The sequence below is a fragment of the Hydrogenophaga laconesensis genome (assembly GCF_031457235.1).
Classification (GTDB): Bacteria; Pseudomonadota; Gammaproteobacteria; order Burkholderiales; family Burkholderiaceae_C; genus Hydrogenophaga; species Hydrogenophaga laconesensis.
The window spans coordinates 1-25,909 of sequence record NZ_JAVDWE010000025.1; the positions used below are offsets into that span (position 1 = coordinate 1).

29 protein-coding genes, 1 tRNA gene and 1 pseudogene are annotated in these 25,909 nt (G+C 62.9%); 22 read left to right on the top strand and 9 right to left on the bottom strand.

Features of this window, described 5'->3' with window-relative positions; genetic code table 11:
- Window positions 1-217 (top strand): annotated as a pseudogene (locus J2X09_RS25820) (hypothetical protein); the annotation flags it as partial.
- Between the two features lie 157 nt (window positions 218-374).
- Entirely contained in the window at window positions 375-824 is a 450-nt protein-coding gene (locus J2X09_RS25825; RefSeq protein WP_204735814.1) for a carboxymuconolactone decarboxylase family protein, read from the top strand.
- Between the two features lie 77 nt (window positions 825-901).
- On the opposite strand, the gene arsH is transcribed toward J2X09_RS25825, so the two are convergent.
- Genes arsH through J2X09_RS25850 form a run of 5 tightly spaced genes read right to left on the bottom strand, consistent with a single transcriptional unit; the run spans window position 902 to window position 4,225 of the window.
- Window positions 902-1,624, bottom strand: a complete 723-nt coding sequence (gene arsH, locus J2X09_RS25830) for an arsenical resistance protein ArsH (protein WP_204735791.1) — start codon at window positions 1,622-1,624, stop codon at window positions 902-904.
- A 24-nt stretch (window positions 1,625-1,648) separates the two neighbouring features.
- Window positions 1,649-2,935 carry an arsenic transporter gene (locus J2X09_RS25835; protein ID WP_204735792.1) on the bottom strand — a complete coding sequence of 429 codons (1,287 nt, stop codon included), beginning with the start codon at window positions 2,933-2,935 and terminating at the stop codon, window positions 1,649-1,651.
- Window positions 2,936-2,944: 9 nt separating this feature from the next.
- A complete protein-coding gene (locus J2X09_RS25840) occupies window positions 2,945-3,442 on the bottom strand; it encodes an arsenate reductase ArsC (protein WP_204735793.1) in 498 nt (165 codons plus the stop codon).
- A complete protein-coding gene (gene arsN2, locus J2X09_RS25845) occupies window positions 3,439-3,882 on the bottom strand; it encodes an arsenic resistance N-acetyltransferase ArsN2 (protein WP_204735794.1) in 444 nt (147 codons plus the stop codon). The genes J2X09_RS25840 and arsN2 overlap by 4 nt, the downstream gene beginning before the upstream one ends.
- A gap of 22 nt (window positions 3,883-3,904) precedes the next feature.
- Window positions 3,905-4,225: an ArsR/SmtB family transcription factor gene (locus J2X09_RS25850; protein ID WP_204735795.1), complete on the bottom strand. Its 321-nt coding sequence runs from the start codon at window positions 4,223-4,225 to the stop codon at window positions 3,905-3,907.
- An 82-nt stretch (window positions 4,226-4,307) separates the two neighbouring features.
- On the opposite strand from J2X09_RS25850, the gene J2X09_RS25855 reads away from it, so the two are divergent.
- Window positions 4,308-4,562 carry a hypothetical protein gene (locus J2X09_RS25855; protein WP_204735796.1) on the top strand — a complete coding sequence of 85 codons (255 nt, stop codon included), beginning with the start codon at window positions 4,308-4,310 and terminating at the stop codon, window positions 4,560-4,562.
- A gap of 100 nt (window positions 4,563-4,662) precedes the next feature.
- On the opposite strand, the gene J2X09_RS25860 is transcribed toward J2X09_RS25855, so the two are convergent.
- On the bottom strand, window positions 4,663-5,220 hold the full coding sequence (locus J2X09_RS25860; RefSeq protein ID WP_204735797.1) for a fasciclin domain-containing protein: 558 nt from the start codon (window positions 5,218-5,220) through the stop codon (window positions 4,663-4,665).
- 163 nt (window positions 5,221-5,383) lie between these two features.
- Here J2X09_RS25860 and J2X09_RS25865 point away from each other — a divergent pair, with 163 nt between their 5' ends.
- The 17 genes from J2X09_RS25865 (at window position 5,384) to J2X09_RS25945 (ending at window position 22,373) form a co-directional block, all read left to right on the top strand.
- Window positions 5,384-6,301, top strand: a complete 918-nt coding sequence (locus J2X09_RS25865) for a LysR family transcriptional regulator (RefSeq protein WP_204735798.1) — start codon at window positions 5,384-5,386, stop codon at window positions 6,299-6,301.
- 96 nt (window positions 6,302-6,397) lie between these two features.
- Window positions 6,398-7,270, top strand: a complete 873-nt coding sequence (locus J2X09_RS25870) for a mechanosensitive ion channel family protein (RefSeq protein WP_204735799.1) — start codon at window positions 6,398-6,400, stop codon at window positions 7,268-7,270.
- Between the two features lie 447 nt (window positions 7,271-7,717).
- Window positions 7,718-7,948 carry a hypothetical protein gene (locus tag J2X09_RS25875; protein WP_204735800.1) on the top strand — a complete coding sequence of 77 codons (231 nt, stop codon included), beginning with the start codon at window positions 7,718-7,720 and terminating at the stop codon, window positions 7,946-7,948.
- 30 nt (window positions 7,949-7,978) lie between these two features.
- Window positions 7,979-8,506, top strand: a complete 528-nt coding sequence (locus J2X09_RS25880) for a putative pterin-binding protein (RefSeq protein WP_310309799.1) — start codon at window positions 7,979-7,981, stop codon at window positions 8,504-8,506.
- A complete protein-coding gene (locus J2X09_RS25885) occupies window positions 8,503-10,770 on the top strand; it encodes an ATP-binding protein (RefSeq protein ID WP_204735801.1) in 2,268 nt (755 codons plus the stop codon). The genes J2X09_RS25880 and J2X09_RS25885 overlap by 4 nt, the downstream gene beginning before the upstream one ends.
- A 291-nt stretch (window positions 10,771-11,061) precedes the next feature.
- Window positions 11,062-12,969, top strand: a complete 1,908-nt coding sequence (gene thrS, locus J2X09_RS25890; RefSeq protein ID WP_204735802.1) for a threonine--tRNA ligase — start codon at window positions 11,062-11,064, stop codon at window positions 12,967-12,969.
- A gap of 109 nt (window positions 12,970-13,078) precedes the next feature.
- Entirely contained in the window at window positions 13,079-13,690 is a 612-nt protein-coding gene (gene infC / locus J2X09_RS25895) for a translation initiation factor IF-3 (protein ID WP_310309810.1), read from the top strand.
- A 180-nt stretch (window positions 13,691-13,870) separates the two neighbouring features.
- Complete coding sequence (gene rpmI / locus J2X09_RS25900) at window positions 13,871-14,074, top strand: 50S ribosomal protein L35 (protein WP_204735817.1); 204 nt, start codon at window positions 13,871-13,873, stop codon at window positions 14,072-14,074.
- A gap of 25 nt (window positions 14,075-14,099) precedes the next feature.
- A complete protein-coding gene (gene rplT, locus J2X09_RS25905) occupies window positions 14,100-14,459 on the top strand; it encodes a 50S ribosomal protein L20 (RefSeq protein ID WP_086120609.1) in 360 nt (119 codons plus the stop codon).
- Between the two features lie 123 nt (window positions 14,460-14,582).
- Window positions 14,583-15,635, top strand: a complete 1,053-nt coding sequence (gene pheS, locus J2X09_RS25910) for a phenylalanine--tRNA ligase subunit alpha (protein WP_204735803.1) — start codon at window positions 14,583-14,585, stop codon at window positions 15,633-15,635.
- Window positions 15,636-15,644: 9 nt separating this feature from the next.
- The gene (gene pheT, locus J2X09_RS25915) at window positions 15,645-18,080 is read left to right on the top strand and encodes a phenylalanine--tRNA ligase subunit beta (protein ID WP_204735804.1); all 2,436 of its coding nucleotides are present in this window, start codon (window positions 15,645-15,647) and stop codon (window positions 18,078-18,080) included.
- A 25-nt stretch (window positions 18,081-18,105) separates the two neighbouring features.
- Complete coding sequence (locus J2X09_RS25920; RefSeq protein ID WP_204735805.1) at window positions 18,106-18,432, top strand: integration host factor subunit alpha; 327 nt, start codon at window positions 18,106-18,108, stop codon at window positions 18,430-18,432.
- Window positions 18,433-18,601: 169 nt separating this feature from the next.
- Window positions 18,602-19,054 (top strand): MerR family transcriptional regulator, encoded by a 453-nt coding sequence (locus J2X09_RS25925; RefSeq protein ID WP_204735806.1) that lies wholly within the window; start codon window positions 18,602-18,604, stop codon window positions 19,052-19,054.
- Between the two features lie 36 nt (window positions 19,055-19,090).
- A tRNA-Pro gene (locus J2X09_RS25930) sits at window positions 19,091-19,167 on the top strand.
- 655 nt (window positions 19,168-19,822) lie between these two features.
- Window positions 19,823-20,359, top strand: a complete 537-nt coding sequence (radC, locus tag J2X09_RS25935; protein WP_204735807.1) for a RadC family protein — start codon at window positions 19,823-19,825, stop codon at window positions 20,357-20,359.
- Between the two features lie 682 nt (window positions 20,360-21,041).
- Window positions 21,042-21,446, top strand: a complete 405-nt coding sequence (locus tag J2X09_RS25940) for a single-stranded DNA-binding protein (protein WP_204735808.1) — start codon at window positions 21,042-21,044, stop codon at window positions 21,444-21,446.
- Between the two features lie 66 nt (window positions 21,447-21,512).
- Window positions 21,513-22,373 (top strand): DUF932 domain-containing protein, encoded by an 861-nt coding sequence (locus tag J2X09_RS25945; RefSeq protein WP_204735809.1) that lies wholly within the window; start codon window positions 21,513-21,515, stop codon window positions 22,371-22,373.
- A gap of 105 nt (window positions 22,374-22,478) precedes the next feature.
- Here the strand turns inward: J2X09_RS25945 and J2X09_RS25950 are convergent, their stop codons facing one another.
- From J2X09_RS25950 to J2X09_RS25960, 3 genes are read right to left on the bottom strand one after another with little or no spacing between them, the layout of a single operon-like run.
- Complete coding sequence (locus J2X09_RS25950) at window positions 22,479-22,949, bottom strand: hypothetical protein (RefSeq protein ID WP_204735810.1); 471 nt, start codon at window positions 22,947-22,949, stop codon at window positions 22,479-22,481.
- Window positions 22,946-23,689 carry a StbB family protein gene (gene stbB, locus J2X09_RS25955; RefSeq protein ID WP_204735811.1) on the bottom strand — a complete coding sequence of 248 codons (744 nt, stop codon included), beginning with the start codon at window positions 23,687-23,689 and terminating at the stop codon, window positions 22,946-22,948. The genes J2X09_RS25950 and stbB overlap by 4 nt, the downstream gene beginning before the upstream one ends.
- Window positions 23,686-24,105: a hypothetical protein gene (locus J2X09_RS25960; protein ID WP_204735812.1), complete on the bottom strand. Its 420-nt coding sequence runs from the start codon at window positions 24,103-24,105 to the stop codon at window positions 23,686-23,688. Before J2X09_RS25960 ends, stbB begins: the two co-directional genes overlap by 4 nt.
- Before the next feature lie 315 nt (window positions 24,106-24,420).
- Here J2X09_RS25960 and J2X09_RS25965 point away from each other — a divergent pair, with 315 nt between their 5' ends.
- Window positions 24,421-24,993: a hypothetical protein gene (locus tag J2X09_RS25965; RefSeq protein ID WP_204735813.1), complete on the top strand. Its 573-nt coding sequence runs from the start codon at window positions 24,421-24,423 to the stop codon at window positions 24,991-24,993.
- Between the two features lie 15 nt (window positions 24,994-25,008).
- A complete protein-coding gene (locus J2X09_RS25970) occupies window positions 25,009-25,902 on the top strand; it encodes a relaxase/mobilization nuclease domain-containing protein (protein WP_310309807.1) in 894 nt (297 codons plus the stop codon).
- Window positions 25,903-25,909 lie beyond the last annotated feature (7 nt).

Genomic DNA, 25,909 nt, shown 5'->3' on the forward strand with positions numbered 1-25,909 from the left:
CGCTGCGCTGTTTCGTGGGTATCCGCAGGCGGTACGAACCGACAACGGCCCGGAGTTCACCAGCCGCGCCTTCATGGCCTGGGCGCAGGCGCATGGCTGTCATGAAGCGCAGGAAGTCGGCGCGGGTCACTTCAACGACGTGACCACGGTCATCCAGGGCGGTTCTTCGAGCGTGAAGGCGCTGACGGGCTCGACCGAGGAAGAGCAGTTCCACTGATCATCACGTGGAGGAGACAGGGCCACCCTTAGGGGTGGCTTTTTTTGTGGGTGCGGATGGTCTGGTCTCGAGACCTGTCACGGGGTGGGCGCTTCAAACGTCTTGTGATGGAGAGCGAAAGGTTCGACTCTCATCACCAGGAAAGGAAATGTTGCTCATGACTCGCGCTGTATGGTTTCAAGCTTCCCCTGAAGGTGCCAAGGCAGTTGGTGCGCTCCACCACTTTGTCTCCAGGGAGACGACACTGCCGTCCGCATTGACGCACCTCATATTCCTTCGGGTTTCGCAGATCAACGGGTGCGCACACTGCATTGATATCCACACTCGCGACCTTCTGGCCGAGGGCATGAGTGTGGAGAAACTGGTTCTTGTCCCCGTATGGCATGAAGCGGAGTACCTTTTCACCGGGCAAGAACTCGGGGCATTGGCCTGGACTGAAGAGGTGACCCGCGTGAGCGAGACGCACGCCTCGGACGAAGCTTATGCGGCCGCACTTCAGGTGTTCGGGGAGAAGATGCTGGTCGAGGTCACCCTCACCATTGCAGCCATGAATGCGATCAATCGGATGGGTATCAGCTTCCGAATGAAACCGCGAGCCAAAGCCTAGAACAACGCCTGCGCCCGCCGCAAAGGCAGGAGGCACTACAAGGAAATGGTGCAGGACGGAATCGTGCCTGCGGTCCTCTAAATGCTGCGAAGGTTGACGCGCCTGGAAAGCGCTTCCGCACTCTCTCGGCGCTCGCTGTAGCGGTCAACCAGATACTTCGAGCAGTCCCGGGTGAGCAGGGTGAACTTCACCAGCTCTTCCATCACGTCCACCACGCGCTCGTAGTATGAGGACGGCTTCATCCGTCCGGTCTCTTCGAATTCGAGGAAGGCCTTGGCCACCGATGACTGGTTTGGGATGGTCACCATCCGCATCCACCGGCCCAGTACCCGGAGCTGGTTCACGGCGTTGAACGACTGGGAGCCACCTGAGACCTGCATCACCGCCAAGGTTTTGCCCTGCGTAGGCCGTACGGATCCAACGGACAATGGAATCCAGTCAATCTGCGCCTTCATGATGCCGGTCATGGCGCCGTGGCGCTCCGGTGAGCACCAGACCATGCCTTCGGACCACTGTGCCAGTTTCCGCAGCTCCTGCACCTTCGGATGGTCCTCTGGTGCGGCGTCGGGTAGCGGGAGGTCCTTCGGGTCGAAGATGTGCGTCTCCGCGCCCATCGCCTGCAGCAGTCGAGCGGCTTCCTCGGTCAGGAGCCGGCTGTATGAACGCTCGCGCAACGAACCATAGAGGAGCAGGATGCGCGGCCCGTGGATCGATCGCTGCTGGGGGAAGAGGCGCTCAGTATCCAGCGGCTGAAACGAAGATGCGTCGAGGTTCGGAAGGTCGTGAAAGACGTCGGTCATGACGTGGGGCAGGTGCAAAGGGCGTCAGGCCACGCCAAGGCGAAGAACCAGGGCGGCCAGCGCGACAGCAAGAACAGGAACGGTAAGGACGATGCCGACCCTGAAGTAGTAGCCCCAGGTGATGGTCATGCCCTTGCGAGCGAGCACGTGAAGCCAAAGGAGCGTCGCCAGACTTCCAATGGGCGTGATTTTGGGGCCGAGGTCACAGCCGATGATGTTGGCGTAGAGCATGGCTTCCTTGATCAGGCCCGTTGCACTCGACTGGTCGATGGCCAGGGCGCCAACGAGGACCGTCGGCATGTTGTTCATCAAGGACGACAGAACGGCGGTCAGGAAGCCCGTACCCATGGCAGCGCCCCACACACCGCCCTGGGCGAAGCGGTCCAGCAGCCCTGCCAGGTGGTCGGTCAATCCGGCGTTGCGCAACCCGTAGACGACCAGGTACATGCCCAGTGAGAAGATGACGATTTGCCAAGGTGCGCCCTTGAGCACCTTTCGCGTGTGGATGACGTGCCCTTTGGCAGCGACCGCCAACAGGATGGTCGCACCGACGGCTGCCACAGCGCTGACGGGAACACCCAACGGCTCGAGGCCAAAGAAGCCGAGCAGCAGCAGAGCCAGGACAGCCCACCCGGCCCGGAACGTGTTCAGGTCTCGAATCGCCTCTGAAGGCGCCTTCAGCTGGCGCATGTCGTAGGTCGCCGGCAAGTCGCGGCGGAAGAACAAGAACAGGACGACCAGGCTGGCTGCCACGGATGCCAGGTTCACCGGGACCATCACGGCCGCGTAGTCGTTGAACCCGATGGCGAAGAAGTCGGCCGAGACGATGTTCACCAGGTTCGAGACAACCAAAGGAAGGCTCGCCGTATCTGCGATGAAACCGGCCGCCATCACGAACGCCAGGGTGGTCGCTGCCGAGAACCCCAGCGCGATCAGCATGGCCATGACGATAGGCGTCAGGATGAGCGCGGCCCCGTCGTTGGCGAATAGTGCAGCGACGGCCGCACCCAGCAAGACGATGAGGGCAAACAGGCGCGAACCTCTCCCACCGCCCCAGCGGGCAAAGTGCAGCGCGGCCCATTCGAAGAAGCCGGCCTCGTCCAGCACCAGGCTGATGATGATGACCGCCACGAAAGTGGCCGTTGCGTTCCAGACGATGTTCCAGACCACCGGAATATCGGCGAGGTGCACGACGCCGGCGAGGAGAGCCACAAGGGCACCCAGAGACGCGCTCCAGCCGATGCCCAGGCCACGGGGTTGCCAGATGACGAGGACGAGCGTGAAGGCAAAGATGAGGACGGCCGCAAGCATGGCGGTCTGTCAGCGCTTGGCCAGGTCGCGGGCGGTGTTCTGCAGGGCCAGCTTGTCGACGCTGGCGGGCGGCAGGCTGACGAGGAACTCCAGCCGGCGGCGGATGGCCAGCAGGGTCTCGCGGAAGGCCTCGAGCTTCTGCTCGTGCGTGCCCTTCGCATCAGAGGGGTCGGGGTAGCCCCAGTGCGCGGTGGCGGGTTGTCCGGGCCAGTAGGGGCAGACCTCGCCGGCGGCGTTGTCGCACACGGTGATGACCAGGTCCATGTGGGGCGCGTCGGGGTTGCCGAACTCATCCCAGGTCTTGCTGCGCAGCCCATTGGTGGAGATGCCGGCTCGCTCGAGCACTTCGATGGCGAGGGGGTTGGGCTGCTGATTCTCGCGCGGGCTGCTTCCTGCTGAGAAGGCCTTGAAGCGGCCTTGGCCAAGGTGGTTGAGGGTGGCCTCAGCAAGGATGCTGCGAGCGGAGTTGTGCGTGCACAGGAACAACACGTTCAGGGGTTTGGTCATGATGAGGAGAGGTCAAGGAAAAGGCAGGTGGCCGATGCAGGGCAGAGAGATGCGAATTCCGCGCTGCGCTGCATGTCGGCTGGCGCGTTGGCTCGTGAGCAGGGGGTGAAGCCGCGCGATGTAAAGAAGGTCTCGGCTGTGGTGGTCAGCAGGTAAACCTGAAGGAGGCCGGTAGCGGATGCGTGCGCCAACAACCGGTTCAAAAGGAGCTGGCCTACGCCAGTGCCACGCGTTGAGGCTTCAACGGCGAGCGAGCGCAACAGCCCGGCGGTGCCAAAGCGCTCCAGCCCGACGCAACCCTTGAGAGTTCCGCCGGCGTCGCTCGCCAGCAGGAAGTCCGCCATGTGCGCATCGGTCAGGTCGACGTAGGGCAGGTGGCCCTTGCGCAGCAGAGCCTGGACGCTCGCCAGATATTCAGCCGACGCCGGGTGGATGTTCATGAGAGTCAACGGGCATGGAGGGTCAGCACTTGCAAGCGACGCTGTCCACAGCGCACCCGGCGCCTTGGCAGCAGTTCTCGGTGAGATAGGCCAGAAGGCCGTTCATGTGCACGTAGGCCGCGCGGTAGATGAGGTTTCTCCCGTCGCGTTGCTGGGTCACCAGGCCGGCGTTGGCCAGTTCCTTCAAATGAAAGGACAGCTTGGTGGCCGCGACATCGAGCCGCTCGGTCATCACGCCTGGTGTGAGGCCTTCTTCTCCAGCGACCACGAGGGCACGGAAGACCCGGAGGCGGTGCTCGTGGGCGAGCGCGGCGAGAGACTGGACAACGTTTTCCTCATTCATATTTCAATCATACAAGAAATATTGAATTGAAGGGGCGCCCGTTCAAACTCACTGTGCACGGCTGCACTGGTCGGAGTCGCAGTTGGAATCGTTGGCCGCCTTCACCCATGGCGGTCTCGCGGTGGTATGGACCACGAGGCTTTCGACCTCAAAGAGCGGTGACGTCGGTCCAAAATCTCGACCGTTCCAGTCTGAGCAAGAGCAGGCAAGGACGAGCAGTTTCAAGGCACAGCTGGACAAGATGGGCCTGTGGTTCCAGGCGCCATGGAACAAGCTGGTCGGGCTGCAGGTCGTGGCGGACCAGTTGCGCAAGAGGCGGTGGTCGGCCGTGTGCTGAAAGCAGGCCGTCCTGAAGCGTGCCCGCGCTGTGCGGGCGTTCGCGGGTGGCCGGGCGGCGGCCTGCCGTGCCGCCGCCCGGCGCGGTTCTGCCGACGCGCTTACTTGGGCAGCAGCACCTTGTCGACCACGTGGATGACGCCGTTGGACTGGTACACGTCGGCGATGGTCACGGTGGCGGTGCCGCCGCTTTCATCGGTCACCATCACCTTTCCACCGGCCGATTTCGCCACCAGCGTGCCGCCGGAGACGGTCTTGATGGATGCCATGCCCTTGCCGTCGTTGATCATCTTCATGATCGCGGCCGCGTCCCACTTGCCGGGGACCACGTGGTAGGTGAGGACGGTGGTGAGCTTGGCCTTGTTCTCGGGCTTGAGCAGGGTGTCCACCGTGCCGGCGGGCAGGGCCGCAAAGGCGGCGTTGGTGGGGGCGAAGACGGTGAACGGGCCCGGGCCCTTGAGCGTGTCCACCAGGCCGGCGGCCTTGACGGCGGCGACCAGCGTGGTGTGGTCCTTGGAGTTCACGGCGTTGTCGATGATGTCTTTGGTGGGCAGCATGGGCGCGCCACCGACCATGACTTCGGCGAATGCGGCCGAGCCGCCGGCGGCGGCGGAGATGGCGATCGTGGCAATGGCGAGGCGGCGAGAGAGGGTTTTCATGGTGGCTCCTTGAGTGGATGGGTGCCTGTCGACGGCGGCGGACATCGCGACCGTTCGGCTTCGCACGCCTGCAATTTATGCCTGTTCGGTTGATAATTAAACTGCTCAGTCATAAATTGAGCGTTCCAGTAACTGAAACAGTGGTTCGGTTGGAGGACATGCCATGGACCGGTTGCTTTCAATGCGGGTGTTCTCGCGGGTGGTGGAAGAGGGGGGCTTTGCGTCCGCCGCCCGTGCCATGGATCTCTCGCCAGCGGCGGTCACGCGGCTGGTGAGTGACCTGGAGGCGCATTTGGGCGCCCGCCTTCTGCAGCGCACCACCCGGCGAATCGCGTTGACGGAGACCGGGCAGAACTACCTCGCGCGCGTGCGCGGCATCCTGAACGAAATCGAGGAGGCCGAGACGGAGGCGGGTGTGGACATGCAGGAGGTCCAGGGAACGCTGCGCATACTTGCGACGCCCGTGTTGGCGTCGTACTACCTGGCTCCGGTCATCGCTGGCTGGCGTGAGCGCTTTCCCAGAGCGCCGATTGAACTGGACATTGATCCCTTCCCGCACGGCCATGTGGACGAGCACGACATCACGTTCCTGGTGATCGAGGAGGGCGTCGATCTGGGCATCGTTGCGCGGCCGATGCTCACGACGGAGTGGGTGGTGTGCGCAGCGCCGAAGTACCTTGAGCGCTTCGGAAAACCAGAGGTACCCGGCGATCTGAAGGACCACGACTACCTGCGGTTTCCGTGGCAGCAAGCCAGTGGTCCCGCGTCTCGTGCGCTGCAGTTGCGGTCGCTTCGCACAGGGGAGTGTGTGGCGGTTCCCATGCCGGTAGGTCTTCAATCGAGCAGCTTCGACGTTCTGTACCGGGCGACGCTCGATGGCGCGGGCATCGCTGTGCTCTCGCAGGCACTGATAGCCAGGCACCTTGAAAGGGGCACGCTTGTGCGGCTGTTGCCCGATTGGATTTTTGGTCGATACATGATTTGCGCTGCGCTGCCCAGCCGTCGGCAGGTGCCCGCCAGGGTGCGGGCATTTCTTGATTTCCTGAAGGGTGGCAGGAAGGTTCACGCGCCTGGCACATAGTTGTGCCGACGCGGGCTTGCATATGTCTGACCCTGTCTGCCGGCCTTTGCATTGGTCGGCGTACGCCTCGGTGTGTGGCTGCTAAGCTAGGTCGCCATGAACGAAGCTTTCCAACACTACACCGAACTCCTTCCCGCTCTGCTCATTTCTTGGGGCGGAAATATCGCAGGTGCGTTGCTGACGCTGACCGCTGGCTTCATCGTTTCGGGATGGGCTGCAAGGATCGTCAAACGCAGCTTGGGTCGCTCGGCCCGCATTGATCCTGTGTTCCACACGCTGGCCGGTCAGGTCGTGCGGGTGGCGGTGATGGTGTTCACCCTTATCGCGGTGCTGGGCCGATTTGGTGTGGAGACGGCGAGCCTTATCGCCGCCATCGGCGCTGCGGGTCTGGCGATCGGGCTGGCATTGCAGGGTACGCTGAGCAATGTGGCGGCGGGGGTCATGCTGCTGCTGCTGCGCCCCTTTCGAGTGGGTGATGCTGTGAGCGTCGGAGGCACGGTTTACGTCATCGACAGCATCGGGTTCTTTGCTTGCGAGGCGCATCTGCCGGACGGCCCACGGGCCTTTCTTCCCAACGCAGAGATTTGGGGCAAGACGCTGGTCAACTACTCGGCCACCGATCGCGATTTGCGTCGCCTGGACCAGACCTATGGCATTGGCTATGGCGATGACATCGGTACCGCGCTGGACATTCTTGCGCGCGTGGCGAACGAAGAGCCGCGGGTGCTGAAGGATCCCGCTCCGCTGATCAAGGTGCAGAAGCTGGGTGAGAGCTCGGTCGACATTCTGTTTCGCGTGTGGACCACGCGGGCAGATTGGTGGGATACGCAACTGGACTTGCTGAAGAAGGCCAAGGAAGCGTTGGATGCTGGCGGCATCACGATCCCCTATCCACAACGCGACCTGCATGTCATTCAGTCGATCGAGCCGGGCGCCGCTGCATCGACGGCGAAATCTGACGCCAGCTAGTTCGCGCCGCCCCGGCCTGCGGCTTGTCTGGCGGGTCTCAGGTCCGTCTGCCGATGAGCACTGAGCTCTTCAGGCAGAAGTTTTTCTTCGAAAACCTCCTCCCTCTCGGCCGTTTGGCTTTCGGGGGGTGGGGTGTTCTGCGCCTGGTTGGTGCTCGAGTACTACTTTTTCCGGTTGTGGTTGAAATTGAATAGGTCTTTCAATTTCAAATGTCGCTCGACTGCCATTGAATTCGATTGGAAATGGTGATGTGCGTCACGAAATCCGGGGGCTATTCATCAGCGCGGCATCTTGCACACGTTTCAAGCACGCGCAGTGCTCGATTTCACGCTCGTCTCGAGATTTCTACCGTCTGTCCACATCCGTAAGCAGCGCTTAAGGTGAATTGGATGTAATTGCAATCACGGGAAATGAGATTGAATTGTAGTACTAAATCTTTGATATTTCATGGATGCCTTGAACCGTGTGGTTGGACGGATCCAGCAGATTCGCGATGCAGAGGCCGCAGTGACAAATCTGCGTGACCTTCTGGACGCAGCATGGCAGCAACTCCTTGCTGAGGCCAGGCCACTCCCTGTCGAGGTGGCTCGTCAGCCGTCCATGCCCTTGCCGGAGACGAAAAGCCCGGACGTGCTGCAGTTCGCTTCTCCTGTTGCGAACACGGGTTCGCACAACTAATCTTTGTCGAGCTAATCGAATCGTTTAATCATGACAATCCTATATCAATCGAAGCGCGCTGTTTTTGGCGTATTTGCTGCTATTGTTTTTGCAATTGGTGCTGGTGTGGCTTTTGCTGACGGATTGCGGCAGCCCAAGGGTCGGATTGTCCTGACGATGTCCGGAAAAATTGGCCAGGCCAACAAAGAGAAGGACGCAGTTTTTGACATGGCCATGCTGGAGGCTTTGCCCCAGCACAGTTTCACCACGCGGACCCCCTGGTATGACCGACCTGTGAAATTCACGGGCCCTTTGCTGTCGGACCTGTTGGCGGCGACCAAGGCGCAAGGCGTGACCATCAATGCGAGTGCGATCAACGACTACACCATCCGCATCCCTATGGCGGATGCTGAAGCCCACGGCATCATCGTGGCGCGACTGCTCGACGACCAGCCTATGGCGGTGCGCGACAAGGGACCGCTGTTCGTGATCTACCCCTTTGACAGCAAGGCCGAGTTGCGCTCGTCCACATACTATGAACGCTCGATCTGGCAACTCAAGCGGATGAGCATCGAATGAACAACCAGCTTACCGGCTTTGCGGCATGGCACCCCAGGCAGTGGGCGCTGGTCATCACTGCGCTGCTCCTCCTGACGCTGACCCCATTGGGCGTACTGGGGTGGCGTCAATGGCAGACACTGCAGGACAACGAGACGCGCCAGGTGGACTCACTCATGTGGCAGGCATACCAGCTCGAGCACGAACTGGGCCGGCTCGACCAGGTCGTGCTCGTGGCCGGCGACCCCGGCTCCACCATTCAACCTGAAGATTTGCAGGAGCGCTACGAGATCTTTCTCAGCCGCATCACGTTGATCACCGGAATTCCTCGGCGTGACCTGCTGGACGCCTGGGGCGGATACGAGCTTGTGCTCAGCATGCTGGAGCAGTTCAAGAAGGATGCCGACCCCCTTCTTGCGGACCCCGGGAAACTGCTGGCGAACCCCGCTGCACTTGCGCGGCTGCACGCCAAGGCCCACGAACTCGCGCCTGCGCTGAGCGAACTCACGCGCGAAGCCAATCGCGCTGTTGCACGATTCGTTGACGAGCGCAACGCTCAACTGCGCTGGCAAAGCCACCTGTTGATTGGTCTGGCAGCGGTGCAGGTGGCGGTCATGCTTCTCTTTGTCGCGCTGCTGGTGCGGCACATCCGGCAGCAAAGTCAACAGTACGCCAGCCTTCAACGGCTCTCAAAGGACCTTGCCGCTGCAAAAGACCAGGCCGAAGCCGCGAACCACGCCAAGAGCGTGTTCCTGGCGAACATGAGCCACGAGATCCGCACCCCGTTCCAGGGCATGCTCGGCATGCTCAAGCTGCTTGAAGACACCCGCCTGAGCACGGAACAGCGTGACTATGTGAGCACGGCAGCGGATTCTGCTCAACACCTTCTGGGGGTGGTCAACGACATTCTGGATGTCTCCACCATCGAGTCGGGCACCCTCACGCTGGCGCCGGCGCCCGTGAACCTGGGTGTCATGGCGCAGGAAGTAGCCAACTTGCTCAAGCCCCTGGCCAACGACAAGGGTGTGCAGATGAGCTGCCATTGTGAGGACGACCTGCCTGCCTGGGTGATGGCCGACCCGACCCGGGTGCGCCAGATTCTCTACAACCTGGTGAACAACGCCATGAAGTTCACGCAGCACGGCAGCATCGAGGTCTTGCTTGAAGTCGAACATTCCGTGCCGGATGGCGTGCGCATGACCATCCAGGATACCGGCATCGGGATGGACAAGGAGACGGTGGACCACCTCTTCACGCGGTTTTACCAGGCCGACAACTCATTGCGTCGCAAGGTGGGTGGGTCCGGGCTCGGACTGGAGATTTCCCGCACGCTGGCACGCATGATGGACGGTGACATCACCGTATCGAGCGAACCGGGCAAGGGATCCATCTTTGTGGTGACGTTGCGCCTGCCCCGTGCACCAGCACCGAAGGTCGACAAGAACCTGCTGATGGACGACGAGGCATGGGAGCGCCGCCGCAGCACGCCAGCTCGTCGGTTGCGCATCCTCGTGGCGGAGGACCATCCGGTCAACCTCAAGTACCTCAATCTGCTGATCGACCGGATGGGGCACCAGGCCGTGTTCTGCGAGAACGGCTTTGAAGCGCTGCAGATTCTGGACCGCGAGAGCTTCGACGTCGTGCTGCTGGACTACCACATGCCGATCCTCGACGGCATTGCCACCGCGCGAGAAATCCGGCTGCTGCCGTCTCCAGCGGGTCAGGTGCCCATCATCATGGTCACGGCCGACGTGGTGAACGACACACGGCAGGCAGCAATGGAGGCCGGCGTGACCCAGTTTGCTCCCAAGCCCCTGCAAGAAAAAGACCTTCGCAGGGCACTGCGGCGCTGTGGCGTGCTTGAGGGAAGCATGGAGACCGTGCCTGCAACGCTGGAAGAGCCGCTACGGACCATGAGGATGCCGCAGCAGCTCATTGACATGCAGATTCACGCCGAGTTGCTCGCCATGATGCCCCGCGAGATGTTCAACCAGTTGCTCGACATGCTGTTCAAGGCACCCGATGGCACCGCGCTGGTTTTGCAGAAGGCACTGGAAGAAGAAGACCTGGAGGCCATCGTGTATCAAGGACACCGTCTGAAAGGCTCCTGCATGTTGCTCGGCCTTCGCGCGTTGACCGCTGTCTCAGCCGACATCGAGAAGTCCGGCCAGGCGGGAGACATCAGGACATTGCGCGAGCTCAGAGAGGTTCTGGCCGTTGACATCGCCGACACCGTGGCGGCGTTGCCCGCCATGGCCAAGCTGGCCGAGGATGTTGCTGTCTGAGACCTCTCGCGTACGAGCCGCTGGCCGGATCTCAACCGAACAGCCTTCTTTGAACCGGGCGTTCGTGCTGACCGTGCCGACGAGCGCCCGGGGGGCTGCGTTTTGTGGGAAAATGCCCGTTCTTCTTCTGAATCAGCAAGAGCGAGAAAGGCAATCTGGTTATGACACCGCGAACTATGGAGTTGTCCTTCCTGGCCCTTTGAGGCCAGCAGTTCGCGCCTGCCCGATTCCCTTTCCTTACCCCACACCAGCGCGGCCCCTGCCGCGCTTTTTTGTTTTCTGGACCTCCTCATGTTGCACATCACGCTCCCCGACGGCTCCCAACGCGAGTTCCCCGGCCCAGTCACGGTTGCCGACGTGGCGGCCTCGATCGGCGCCGGCCTGGCCAAGGCCGCGCTGGCTGGCAAGATCGGCGACAAGGTGGTGGACACCAGCCACCTCATCACGCAGGACAGCCCCCTGTCCATCGTCACGGCCAAGGACGCCGATGGCCTGGAGGTGATCCGCCATTCGACGGCCCACTTGCTGGCTTATGCCGTCAAGGAGCTGTTTCCCGATGCGCAGGTGACCATCGGGCCGGTGATCGAAAACGGCTTCTATTACGACTTTTCCTACAAGCGCCCCTTCACGCCCGAAGACCTGGCCGCGATCGAAAAGCGCATGGCCGAACTGGCGGCGAAAGACGAGCCCGTGGTGCGCCGCGTGCTGCCGCGCGACGAGGCGGTGTCCTACTTCAAGGGCTTGGGCGAGCACTACAAGGCGGAGATCATCGCCAGCATTCCAAGCAATGAGGATGTGTCGCTGTACCGTGAGGGCGGGTTCGAAGACCTCTGCCGCGGCCCGCACGTGCCGAGCACAGGAAAGCTCAAGCACTTCAAGCTCATGAAGGTGGCGGGTGCCTACTGGCGGGGCGACCACCGCAACGAGATGCTGCAGCGCATTTACGGCACGGCCTGGGCCACCAAGGACGAGCTGCAGCAGTACCTGACGATGCTGGAAGAAGCCGAGAAGCGGGACCACCGCAAGCTGGGCCGCGAGCTCGATCTCTTCCACATCGACGAGCATTCGCCCGGCACGGTGTTCTGGCACCCCAAGGGCTGGACGATCTGGCAGGAGGTGGAGCAGTACATGCGCCGCGTGTACCGCGAGAACGGCTACCAGGAGGTGAAGGGGCCGCAGATTCTGGACCAGGGCCTGTGGGAGAAGACGGGGCACTGGGACAAGTACCGCGAGAACATGTTCGTCACGGAGTCCGAGAAGCGCGACTACGCACTCAAGCCGATGAACTGCCCGGGCCACATCCTGATCTTCAAGCAGGGCATCAAGAGCTACCGCGACCTGCCGCTGCGTTTCGGCGAGTTCGGCCAGTGCCACCGCAACGAGCCTTCGGGTGGCCTGCACGGCATCATGCGCGTGCGCGCGTTCACGCAGGACGATGGCCACATCTTCTGCACGGAAGACCAGATCCAGGCCGAGGTGACGGCATTCACGGCGCTCCTGCAGAAGGTCTACAAGGACTTCGGCTTCACCGACATCATCTACAAGCTGTCCACGCGCCCCGAAAAACGCATCGGTACCGAGGAAAGCTGGGACAAGGCCGAGGCGGCGCTGGCCGACGGCCTGCGCGCGTCAGGCTGCGATTTCCAGTACCTGCCGGGAGAGGGCGCCTTCTACGGACCCAAGATCGAATACACGCTGAAAGACGCCCTGGGGCGTGAATGGCAGTGCGGCACGATCCAGGTCGACCCCAACCTGCCCGAGCGCCTGGATGCTGAATTCGTGGGTGAAGATGGCAACCGCCACCGCCCCATCATGCTGCACCGCGCCATCGTCGGCAGCCTGGAGCGCTTTATCGGCATCCTGATCGAGCAGCATGCCGGCGCACTGCCGACCTGGCTGGCTCCTGTGCAGGTGGCAGTGCTGAACATCACCGACAACCAGGCAGAATACTGTCGGGAAATCGCGAAAAGTCTGCAGAATCAAGGGCTTAGGGTGGTTACAGACCTGCGCAACGAGAAAATTACGTATAAAATACGGGAGCACGCGTTGCAAAAGCTGCCTTTTATCGTTGTCGTGGGCGACAAAGAGAAAGAAGCTGGCGCCGTGGCTGTGCGGGCTCGAGGTAACAAAGACCTCGGTGTCATGCCGCTGGAAGCCTTTTCCAGATTGATTGCGGCAGACGTCTCATCCAAGGTTTGATTTCAAACATCTGGGTTGATGCTCGCGCTTCTGCGGTGCACTTCGTGTGCATGCTGGCGGCCGGGTGGCCGCCATTCCGTTTGACACTGCCCACATAAAGGAACTCACCATAGCTACCAACTTTCGCGACCGCCGCCAACGTGAAGAGCGCGCACACAGACTGAACCGGGAAATCATGGCCCCCGAGGTTCGCCTCAACGGCCCCGAGAACGAGCCACTGGGCATCGTCAGTCTGCAGGAAGCGCTGCGCATGGCCGGTGAACTGGATGTGGACCTGGTCGAGATCGCGGCCACGGCGGTTCCTCCCGTGTGTCGCCTGATGGACTACGGCAAGTTCAAGTACCAGGAGCAGAAGAAGGCGGCGGAAGCCAAGGCCAAGCAGACGGTCATCGAGATCAAGGAAGTGAAATTCCGTCCCGGTACCGACGACGGCGACTACAACATCAAGATGCGCAACATCCGTCGCTTTCTCGACGATGGCGACAAGTGCAAGATCACGCTGCGGTTCCGTGGCCGCGAGATCACGCACCAGGAGCTGGGTCTGGCGTTGCTGAACCGCATTCGCGACGACCTGGGTGACGCGATCGTGGTGGAGCAGTTTCCCAAGCTCGAAGGGCGTCAGATGATCATGATGATCGCGCCCGGACGCAAGAAGGCAGGTGGTGCTGCCAAGCCAGCCGAGGCGGCAGCGCCTGCGGCGGCCAGCCAGACAGCTGCGTGAGCAGCGGCTGGCGAAGGATTGGACGGGCAGGGTAGTCTCCTGCCGGTCCGAGGTGCTGGCCGAGAGGCCGGTGACCGAATCGGAGGGCCGAAAGGCCTTCCGTCAAAAGTGGCTCGGGGCCAACAAGTCCGCGGAAGGTTCGCGGCGCCTCACGAGCACAAATGAAAAAGGAGCATGAAGATGCCCAAAATGAAGACCAAGAGCAGCGCGAAGAAGCGTTTTCGCGTTCGTCCGGGTGGTACCGTCAAGCGCGGTCAAGCCTTCAAGCGTCACATCCTGACCAAGAAGACCACCAAGAACAAGCGCCACCTGCGTGGAGCAGTCAACGTGCATGAGACCAACATGGGTCACATGGCACAGATGCTGCCCGGCACGGGCATTTGATCAACGACGAACAAGGAGAACACACATGCCTCGCGTCAAACGTGGTGTAACGGCTCGCGCCCGACACAAAAAGGTTCTGGCTCTGGCCAAGGGTTTCCGCGGCCGCCGCGGCAATGTCTTCCGCATCGCCAAGCAGGCGGTGATGAAGGCTGGTCAATACGCCTACCGTGACCGCCGCACGAAGAAGCGCGTCTTCCGTCAGCTCTGGATCGCCCGTATCAATGCCGGCGCCCGTGCTTGCGGCCTGACGTACAGCCAGTTCGCCAACGGCCTGAAGAAGGCCCAGATCGAGATCGACCGCAAGGTCCTGGCCGATCTGGCGGTGAACGACCCGGCTGCCTTTGGCAGCATCGTGGAGCAAGTCAAAGCCAAGCTGGCCGCTTGATTCACGGCAGGAGCACGCCGCCTCAGGGCGGTGTGAGTCCCGTCGCTCAAAGGGGTTGAGGCTTGAGGGATTCCCTCGCTGGCTTCAGCCCCTTTTTTATTTCCCAACGATTCAAGCAGACACATGAACGAGTTGGACGCATTGGTCGAGAGCGCCCGCACGGCGTTCGCGCAAGCCGCCACGCCGGCCGATCTGGAGAACGCCAAGGCGCAGTACCTGGGCAAGTCGGGCCGCATCACCGAGTTGATGAAGGGCATGGGGGCGCTCTCCGTGGAGGAGAAGAAGACCCGTGGCGCTTCGATCAACCAGGCCAAACAGGCCATCGAAGCTGCGCTGACCGAACGCCGCCAGGCGCTCGCCGACGCCGAGTTGCAGTCGCAGCTCAAGGCCGAGGCGCTGGACGTGAGCCTGCCGGGCCGCCAGCGTGGCCAGGGTGGTTTGCACCCGGTGAGCCTGACGCTCGAGCGCATCGAGGCGATCTTCGGTTCCATGGGCTTCGAGGTGGCCGAAGGCCCCGAGATCGAGTCCGACTGGTTCAACTTCACGGCGCTGAACACGCCAGAAGACCATCCGGCGCGCTCGATGCACGACACCTTCTATGTGGAAGGCGGCAGCGAGAAGGCGCCGAACCTGTTGCGCACGCACACGAGCCCGATGCAGATCCGCCATGCGGTGCAGCACGTCAAGCGCCACCGCGCCGATCTGGACGCGGGCCGCTCCATGCCCGAGATCCGTGTGATCGCACCCGGCCGCACCTATCGGGTGGACAGTGACGCGACACACTCGCCGATGTTCCACCAGTGCGAAGGCCTGTGGATCGGCGAGAACGTGAGCTTCAAGGACCTGAAGTACGTTTTCACCGATTTCTGTCGCACTTTCTTCGAGACGGACGATCTGGTGCTGCGCTTCCGCCCCAGCTTTTTCCCCTTCACCGAACCCAGCGCGGAAATCGACATCCAGTTCCAGCAGGGGCCGCTGGCGGGCCGCTGGCTCGAGGTCGCGGGTTCTGGCCAGGTGCACCCCAACGTGGTTCGCAACATGGGGCTCGATCCCGAGCGCTACATCGGATTCGCTTTCGGCATGGGGCCCGACCGGCTCACCATGCTGCGCTATGGCGTCAATGACCTGCGCCTGTTCTTTGACGGTGACCTCCGATTCCTCGCCCAGTTCCGCTGAGACCACGACATGCAATTCCCCGAATCCTGGCTGCGTGCCTTTTGCAATCCGCCCCTGACCAGCCAGCAGTTGGCCGACACCCTGACCATGGCGGGTCTGGAGGTCGAAGAGCTGGAGCCTGTGGCGCCGCCGTTCACGAAGATCGTGGTTGGCGAGATCAAGGAAGCCGTGCAGCACCCCAACGCCGATCGCCTGCGCGTGTGCCAGGTGGATGTGGGGCAGGGCGATCTGCTCAATATCGTCTGCGGGGCACCCAACGCCCGCGTGGGTATCAAGGTGCCGTGTGCACTGGTGGGGGCCGAGCTGCCACCGGGCGAAGACGGCAAGCCGTTCCAGATCAAGCTGGGCAAGCTTCGCGGCGTTGAAAGCCAGGGCATGCTGTGTTCGGCCCGGGAGCTCAAGCTGTCCGAAGACCACGGCGGGTTGCTGGAGTTGCCCGCTGACGCACCGGTGGGCCGCGACATCCGCGAACAGCTGGCGCTGGACGACATGCTGTTCACCCTCAAGCTCACGCCGAACCTGGCGCATTGCCTGAGCGTGTACGGCATCGCACGCGAGGTGTCGGCGCTGACCGGTGCACCCCTGGTCGAGCCGACGTTCCCGCCGGTGAATGTTTCCCTGCCGGATCGCCTGCCGGTGCGGGTGACGGCGCCCGACCTGTGCGGCCGCTTCACGGGCCGTATCGTGCGTGGCGTGAACACGAAAGCCACGACACCCGCCTGGATGGTGGATCGGCTGGCGCGCTGCGGACAGCGCAGCGTGTCTCCCCTGGTGGACATCTCCAACTACGTGATGTTCGAGCTGGGCCGTCCTTCCCACATCTTCGACCTCGACAAGATTCACGGCGGCCTGGAAGTCCGCTGGGGCCGCGAGGGCGAATCGCTCAAGCTGCTGAATGGCAATACCGTGGCGGTCGACGCACAGGTGGGCGTGATCGCTGACGACCAGAGTGTCGAATCGCTGGCCGGCATCATGGGGGGCGATTCCACCGCCGTGTCCGACGACACGCAGAACATCTACATCGAGGCGGCGTTCTGGTGGCCCAAGGCCATTGCGGGTCGTTCACGCCGCTACAACTTCTCCACGGACGCAGGTCACCGCTTCGAACGCGGGGTGGATCCGTCCACCACGCGCGAGCACGTGGAACGCATCACCCAGCTGGTGCTGGACATCTGTGGGGGCGAAGCCGCGACCCTGGATGACAACGTGGTCAACCTGCCTCAGCCGAAACCGGTGTCGCTGCGAGTCGCTCGCGCGGCCAAGGTCATCGGAATGCCGGTGGATCAGGCGCAGTGCGCAGTGGCGCTTCGCCGGCTGGGCCTGCCGGTGGAAGAGGGGGATGGCCTGCTCACCGTCATGCCGCCTGCTTTCCGGTTCGATCTGCAGATCGAGGAAGACCTGATCGAAGAAGTGGCCCGGGTGGTGGGTTACGAACACCTGCCCGATACGCCGCCCCTGGCACCCATTACCGCGAAGATTCGCGCCGAGTCGCGCCGCGGGCCTTTTGCGGTTCGCCGCAGCCTTGCACAGCTGGGGTACCAGGAGACGATCAACTTCAGCTTCGTGGAAGAGCGCTGGGAGCGCGAGCTCGCCGGCAATGCCGACCCGATCCGCTTGCTGAACCCGATCGCCAGCCAGATGAGCGTGATGCGTTCGTCCCTGCTGGGTAGTCTGCTGGCCATCCTCAAGTTCAATCTGGACCGGCGCGCAGATCGTGTGCGCCTGTTCGAGGTCGGGCGCGTTTTTCTCAAGGACGCCGCGGTGACCGACAGCGACACCACGGTGGCGGGTTTCCACCAGCCGATGAGGTTGGCAGGACTGGCATATGGGGGCGCCGACAAGCTGCAATGGGGCGTGACGGACCGCACCGTGGACTTCTTCGATGTGAAGGGCGACCTGCAGGCCTTGTTCGCTCCCCGCCAGCTGGCGTTCAAGGTGGGCGAACATCCTGCCATGCATCCGGGGCGATGCGCCAGTGTCTGGCTGGCCGACCGTTGCATCGGGCACGTCGGTGAATTGCATCCGCGTTGGCGCCAGACCTACGAAGTGGCACAGGCGCCGGCCATGTTCGAGGTGGAGCTGGATGCCGTGCTGGCGCACCCCGTGCCGGCCTATCAGGCGGTCAGTCGCCATCAGGCGGTCGAGCGCGATCTGGCCATTGTGGTGAAGGAGTCCGTGACACACGCTGCCGTGCTGGAAGCGATCCGGGCACCGGGCAGTCCGTGGCTGCGCGATGTGGTCTTGTTCGACGTCTATCGCCCGAAGAAGCAGAGCGCTGGTGAGGGTGTATCGGCGGGTGGTCTGGCCGCGGATGAGAAAAGCCTTGCGGTTCGTCTGCTTCTCAACCGGGACGACGCTACACTGACCGAAGAAGACATCGATGCGACGGTGAACGCCTCCATCGAAGCTTTGGTTCAGCGCGTGGCTGGACGTCTGCGCACCTGATACGAACGCTATGGAGAACGCTAGCATGGAACTCGCTGTTGAAAGTCTGGAGACGCCCGCCTTGACCAAGGCACAGCTGGCGGAGTTGCTGTTTGACCAGATCGGGCTGAACAAGCGCGAGTCCAAGGACATGATCGATGCCTTTTTCGATCTGATCACCGATAGCCTGGTGGAGGGCACCGATGTGAAGATCTCCGGGTTTGGCAATTTCCAGATTCGCACCAAGGCGCCCAGGCCGGGCCGCAACCCCCGAACGGGGGAGCCCGTTGCCATCGAAGCACGCCGTGTGGTGACCTTCCATGCCAGCCCGAAACTGAAGGAACAGGTGCAGACTGCCGTGATCGGTGCCTGACCAAGCCTTTGCGGCAGTGCCGCGCGCCAACAAAGATGCCCCGCAATGGGGCTTTTTTGTTGGCGCGCGGGGTGGTTGCAACATTTCACACAGAAATGACCAATCCTCCGTGCAAGGAGGCATCAGTTAGAGTAGATTTCAAGGTTCGGCCCGTACCGCCTTGATTTTCATGGAAAAAACGCTACCTCCCATTCCGGCTAAACGTTACTTCACCATCGGTGAAGTCGGCGAGCTGTGTGGCGTCAAACCGCATGTGCTGCGGTACTGGGAGCAGGAGTTCACACAGCTGCGGCCCATGAAGCGCCGGGGCAATCGCCGGTATTACCAGCACCACGAGGTGCTCATGATCCGCCGCATCAGGGAGCTGCTGTACGACCAGGGTTTTACCATCAGCGGTGCGCGCAACAAGTTGCAGGAAATCGTTCAGGCCGAGCGCGAGAAGCGCCGCACCGAGGACGATGAGGCCATCGACGTGATCGACCTCGATGAGGTCGTTCACGGCGAAGTGGTGATTCCATTGATCGAAGCAGAGTATCCGGTGCACGCGGGATCGGGTGGCCTGCTGCACGACGTGCGACGTGAGCTGCTCGAAATTCGTGAGCTTCTCCGGCACACCGCCTGATTTGCCCTCATTTGGACGCTATAATTTGAGGCTTGTCGGCGTGTAGCGCAGCCTGGTAGCGCACTTGCATGGGGTGCAAGGGGTCGCGAGTTCGAATCCCGCCACGCCGACCAATAAAATCAACGGGTTAGCTCAGAAATGGGCTAGCCCGTTTTTCTTTGTGGCGCTCCGGGGGTAAACCGGGGGGTAAACCGCCGTTGCGCAGGCCGTTCTGATGATGGCCTCACGAAGAACCCATGTTGTAGCAACAGGCTTTTTGCTCTCACTGAGTCTCACATGTAGACGCCTGTGGCGGTCAAGCAACGCCTGCCGGCCTTTGCGCCACTAGACGACAAAAAAGCTCGTGTCCGCGAAATGGGCTTTTGGCGACATGTTCTGGTGACGTGTCCCTGACGGGGTCACGTTTGATCTGCGCCCGGTTTGTGTGCGGAGTTTCCCTTGGGGGACTGAGCGTCCCGGCGTACCGCCGTCGGGCTCTGCGGGCTGCGCCCCGCGCCCCTGCAGGTCGCGGCCATAAGGCTCCGATCCCTGACGCCTCCGGCCGTTGGTGAGCCTCCGGCCTGCGCGCTGCGCTTGCCTTGCTCACGCCTGCATTTGTGGTGGGGCTGGCTTGCTGATCCCTTCATTCTTGCACACCGTTCTCGCCGTCAAGGTCTGCGCGCCCTGTGGGCGCTGGCGGCTGTTCGGCCGTCTTCGAACCTGTGACCGCTGCGCTGCGGCGTGCCGGTTCCGGTCTCGGGCAATCCCGCCCGATCACTGGAGTTGGTCATGCAGCACGATCTGTTTTCTTCCCTCGATTCCCTCCTGTCGGTGCCCGCCGGTTCGGGCGGCTTGCTCATCCGCGACGTGACCGGTCAGTACCGGCCGGCCGAGGCTGACGAGGTGCTGCTGGCCGCGCAGCGCCTGCTAGCGGCCCAGGTGCGTGGCAGCGACGTGATGGACTCTCCCGCCGTGGTCAAGGACTTCCTGCGCTCCCGTCTGGGCCATCTGCCGCACGAGGTGTTTGCGGTGATGCACCTGGACTCACAGAACCGTGTGCTGGACTACGTCGAGATGTTCCGGGGCACGGTGAGTCAAACCTCGGTCTACCCGCGCGAGGTGGTGCGAGATGCTCTTCTGCGCAACAGCAGCGCCCTGGTCCTGGTGCACAACCACCCCAGTGGCGAAGCGCGTCCGTCGCGAGCCGACGAACATCTGACGCAGACGATCAAGCAGGCCACGGCCCTAGTCGATGTGCGGGTGCTAGACCACTTCATCGTGGCAGGTGAGGTGGTCTGCTCCATGGCAGAAATCGGACTCGTTTGAGCCAGGGGGCTTCGCCCCCTTTTGTTCTTCGTTGAAGTGCGCGCTGCGCGCGTGCATCGAAGAGCGTTTGACCAGGCCGGCACAGCCGGCGATATGGTGTCGCGGCCCTTGCCCGTGCCCGGGGATCGCGGTCTCTGTTTGCTTGCCGCTAACCGGCAACGAAGCCCGCTGGACGAACTGCGGTGCGGGCCACTCCCGCCCACCAGATCGTCCCCCCGGTCATCCGCCATGCCCGAAGCCGGGCCGCTGTTGATCAGGACACCCAACACCCGAACCCCGGAAGTGATCGCATCGGCTCGAACGCCGCGCCAGTCGCTGCGCTTGGTGTCACGCCGTCCGCGACAGCCGCCGATGCTCAGTTCATCCGGTCGCCTGCGCTGCGCTGGTCGCCCGAAGAGGTTCGGGCAGCGCGTGCGCCATTGGGCCCACCGTTATCCCCCCACGGCGCCCCCATCCTCAGGTGAGGGGGACTTGTGGGGGGATCTTTTAGCGGTGGGCCAGGTGACTGGCTCACTGTTTCGTGCTGCAAGGGGAATGCCCATCCCCCACCCCTTCCCGAGGGAAGGGGCCATGCCCACCCCCCGCCCGCCCGTGGGCGGGAGCGAGGGAGTCCGAGCGAGAGGATCAGTTTTCAGGAACCCGAACCGGGGTCCGGCTGGTCGCTCTTGCAAGGAGTTCCACCATGGCCAATGTTCAAGTCATCCAGCGCCACGCGCACCTGGCGGGTGCCGTCAAGCTCGAATTCGTCAACGGGCGCGAAGGCCGGCTCGCCAAGGCGACGCTGACCGCCATCAGCAACCAATACCGCGGCAGCGGTGAAGACCGCGAGGAACGCGCGGTCGCTGTTCAGTGGACCCTCTGGGGCAAACAGGCCGAGCACGCGGCCGAGTACCTGGGCAAAGGCTCCCACGTCAACGTGGTGGGCCGACTGCACAACACCCAGTACCAGGACGGCGACGGCCGCGAGGTCTACGGCATGGCATTCACCGTCGAAGACATCGACTACCTCGACAGCAAGGCCGAGAGCGAAGCCCGCCGCAGCCGCAGCGCGCAGGAACCGCAGAGCCCACAGCCGGCCACCGCCTGAAGCCAACACCGGGCGCCAGCCGCCCGGTCTCCATTTCACTCATTCATCTCGTACCAGGAGCACACCATGATCTCCACCGCCCAATCCCCCCGTCTGGCCGCCCGCTTCGGTCAGAACACGTTTGTGATCCGCAGCGAGATCCCGCTGGCTGAAGACCAGATGCGCCGTGCCGCACCGTCCATCTTTGCCGAGGGCAAGCACGGAAGCCGTTCCGAGCGTTACACCTACATCCCCACCATCGATATGCTGCGCGGTCTGCGCCAGGAAGGCTTCGAGCCCTTCATGGTGGCCCAGAGCAAGAGCCGCATCGAAGGCAAGACCGAGTTCACCAAGCACATGATCCGCATGCGCCACGCCGGGCAGGTCAACACCCGACCCGAGGCCAACGAGATCATCCTGATCAACAGCCACGACGGCGCCAGCAGCTACCAGATGCTCGCGGGCGTATTCCGCTTCGTCTGTTGCAACGGCCTGGTGGTGGGCGACGTGTCCAACGACATCCGCATCCCGCACAAAGGCAACATCCGCGACGACGTGATCGAAGGCGCGTTCCGGGTGCTGGAGGACTTCGAGACCGTGGACGCGTCCACCGATGGGATGAAGGCACTGAGCCTGCAGCCCGAGGAACAGCGGGCCTTTGCCACCGCAGCCCTGGCGCTGCGCTACGGTGAACGAGGGGAGGGCGAACCACCGGCACCGGTGACCGCCGACCAGCTGATCGAAGCCCGCCGGCCAGAAGACTTTGGCAACAGCCTGTGGACCACCTTCCAGCGCGTGCAGGAGAACGCGATGAAGGGCGGCCAGCCGGGAAGAGGGGCCAAGGGCAGGCGACTGCACACCCGCCCGGTGGCCAGCATCGACCGCAGCGTGAGCCTGAACCGGGCGCTGTGGGTGCTGGCCGAAGAGATGCGCAAGCTCAAGGCCTGAACGGGTCCAACACCACACCGCCCCAACGCTGGGCGGTGTGGTTCACCAGAAATTCCGAAACGCTCGCCGGCTGTCGCCGGCTCGCGCGACCCAGGCCGCAGCTTCTTACCGAAGCCACAGCCAGGCGGCCATCGCCCAGCTGATGGCCGAAGAGAGCATTGCTGTCGCGGCATGCAGCAGCCACCGCTCCCAGGGGCGGGCACCTTTGCGGGCCATGGCCGCCACCTCCTGCAGCGGCAGCGTTACCCGCTGCAAGGCCGGGCTGACTTCATTGCGGAACACCAAACGCGCTGCCTCCTCCATGGCCCGGGTCTGTGTGTCCACAGTCCCCCGGGCCATTGCGTCGGCGCGGCGGGCGATGTGCTTGACCGCCTGCACCTTTGCGTTCTCGGTGATTTCATCCATGCGTTTTGAATACGCTGCGACCTGCTCACCCAATTCGGCACTGGTTCGCAGCAACTCCATGCGACTCGCGTCCAGTTGGGGTGCCAGGGTCTCGACTCGGTCGAGCAAGGCGCCCAGGTCGCCGATGGCCACCGCCATCAGCTCTTCGCGGGCGGTGACCAGGTCGCTCACTGCGCCTGCCGTGCCAGCGGCACCACGTTGTTGGCGGTGTTCTCTCCCAGTCCGAGCGCCGCAAAGCAGGCATCCAGCTCGGGCACCACGCCAAGGGCCAGCCGCCGCGTGGCCAGTTTCTGGGCCAGGGTGAGCTTTTCTGCGGTGTCGCTGGCTTTGACGATCAAGGCTTTGTAGTCGGTCTCGTCTCGGGCCAAGGTGGTGAGGTCGGCGCCACTGCCCCGGATCCGTCCATAGACCTCGTTGGCGCTCAGATGACAGGCGGCGTTCTCTGTGGCAATGGGTTTCACCTTGAGGAAGGCCCGCACAAGGTCGAAATGCGCAGGGACATCAGCGGCGCTGTTCACCATGTTGAACACCAGCCGCACTTTGGACGGTGGCACCCCCAGCCGCGCCAACTCGACCAGTGTGGCGATGGTGTCCTGCTGCTGTTTGAGGGCCGGCACGCTCGGAACCACAAAGACGTCGAAGTCTTCCTGACTGCCTCGGTACTTCTGCATCAGGTCGAGCAACTCCTCCACGTTGCTGGCCCCGATGTCCACCACCGCGTTGTCGATGGTCTGCAAGTATTCCTGCAGCGCCCCGAACTGCCGGCCGCGCATGGCCTGACCTTCACCCTCGCCAGCATTCAGACTTTCGACTGAAATCAGTTCCGCCCCTTCGATCCGGGGCAGCAACAGGTGACGGGCGACGGTCGTCTTGCCCACGTTGCCAGAGAAATTGATGACGGCGATTTTCATGGCGAGTCCTTCGCGTTGAGTCTGGCGCGGGCCAGGGGGTTTGTGATCCGGCTGCTGGCAAACTCTTCGGCGATTTCCTTACCGCTTCGCGTATCGGTCTCGATAGCGTCTTCGAGTACCAGAGATGACACGGTGGTCGATTCAGGCGCTGCAGTAGACGCCATGGATGCAGGTGCCGCGAGTTCATTCCCAGACCGCGGCCCTGAGTCCACCGCAGGCACAACACCCCGGCTCGTGGCAGCTCTGGCCACTTCGCGCTGGACAGTGGCGTTGCTCACATGCACACCCACCGCGGCTAAAGCCGTGCGAATCGCCTCGAAGGTGTAGCCCTGTGCGCGAAGCTCTCGCATGTCTTGCGCGAAGTGCCTCGCCTTGCGCGAGCTTCTACCGGGCGGATCGATCGGAATCAGCTTCATCGTGCGGTTTCTGTTCAGTGGCTGTTCTGCAGGTGTTCAGGTGTTGACTGCGAGTTGGTCGCGAAACGGTCAGTTCGTACGGTGTCTGTTCACTGGCTGTTCACTTGATGTTCTGTTTGTGCAATCGCTGTGCAAGGGTGGCAGCGGTGTGGCCATCTTCATCCCGCAAACAGTCCTTTCACGCGCTGGATTCGGACCCAAATCCAGCCGCTCAAGAGCGTCGATTCAGACCAATACTGGGTTCATGGTGAGTGCAGAGATAGGCGGCTTGCCGCCAGTTTCACAAGCGCTCCGCGCCCCTCCATTCGTCGGTCCATGAACACCCCAACACATGACTTCGTCACGGTTGAAATGCGCGGCTTGAAGGCCGCGCTGGTGACTCGTGCGCAGGCGCAACGGGTCAGCGTGTCCGAGCTAGTGCGCAGCGCTGTGGCGCGCGACCTGGATCTTTCGGTCGCGGGTGAGCCCGATTGCGGAGAGCTGCCCCCCAAGGCTGGGCGAAACGCCAGCGTCAAGTTGTCCATCCGCATGACGGCCAACGAGGCTTCACAGCTGGTTGTCGGTGCCCGAGCCGCAGGCCTGTCACGCGGTGCATACCTGGCAGGGCTGGTGGCCAATGTTCCCGTGCTGTCTGACGGTGGCGGCCGGGCCGAACACATCGCGGCACTCAGGGCCTCCAGCGCAGAACTGGCCACCCTCAGCCGAAACATCCACCGCCTCACCGTGCTGCTGCGCCAGGCCAACGTAGAGCCCGCCAGGGCCTATCGCGAGATGCTGGACACACTGGCCGGCGACGTGCGCTGCCACCTGGAGCTGGCCGCCCGTGCCTTGGCCGAACTGCAACCGCGCAGCCGGGGCGCAGGGTCAGCCGCGTCCCCCACCAAGTAGCGAAAGGAGTTCGCCATGGCTACCCCGGACAACCTGGATGGCATTCTGATCACCTGGGGTGATCGCCTGTTCTACCCCGGCAACCGCGTCGTGAAGGTGAAGCCTTCTCCCCGGTTGAGTGGGGACGCGGCACGGCAACGCGCGGCCGTCATCCGCCAGCGCATTGCGGCCACGGTGGTGCGGCGTGCGCCGCAGGTGATGGTGAAAGTGACGGGAGGAGGGCGCGGCCTGCGGGCCATTGCCGCTCACTTCCGCTACATCAGCAAGAACGGCCGACTGGAGATCGAAGATCAGCGCGGCGAAATCATGCGGGGCAAAGACGTCTTGCATGACTTGGCGGAGGAATGGCGATTCAGCGGCTCATACATACCCGACGGGGCAGAGCCGGGCCACCGGCGGGAGGCCTTCAACATCATGCTGTCGATGCCACGCGGCACCGACCCGCTGACCGTGCAGCGCGCCGCCCGGGAATTCGCCCAAGTCGAGCTGAGGGACCACAAGTACATCATGGTGTTGCACGACCACCAGGCCAATCCGCATGTGCACATCAGCGTGAAGGCCGAGTCGACGCTGGGCAAGCGCCTCAACCCTCGCAAGAGCGATCTGCACCGCTGGCGCGAGACCTTCGCCGAGAAGCTGCGCGGGTATGGCGTTGACGCGGAGGCGACCCGCCAGGTCACCCGCGGCCAGAGCCGGAACTACGACTCCCTGTGGCGCATCAAGGCGCGAGAGAGTGGTCGGTTGCGCGCCTGGCGTCCCGACGCCAAAGTCAACGCTCGCGCGTTGATGACGCGGGCGTTTGCAGTCGAGGCATGGGTGGATGCGTATTTCGGCGAATGTGACCGGTCATTTCGGCGCATCGTGACCGGTGGGCTGAGCGATGTTCTCAGCGCCGTTTCGGTAACGTGACCGCCCG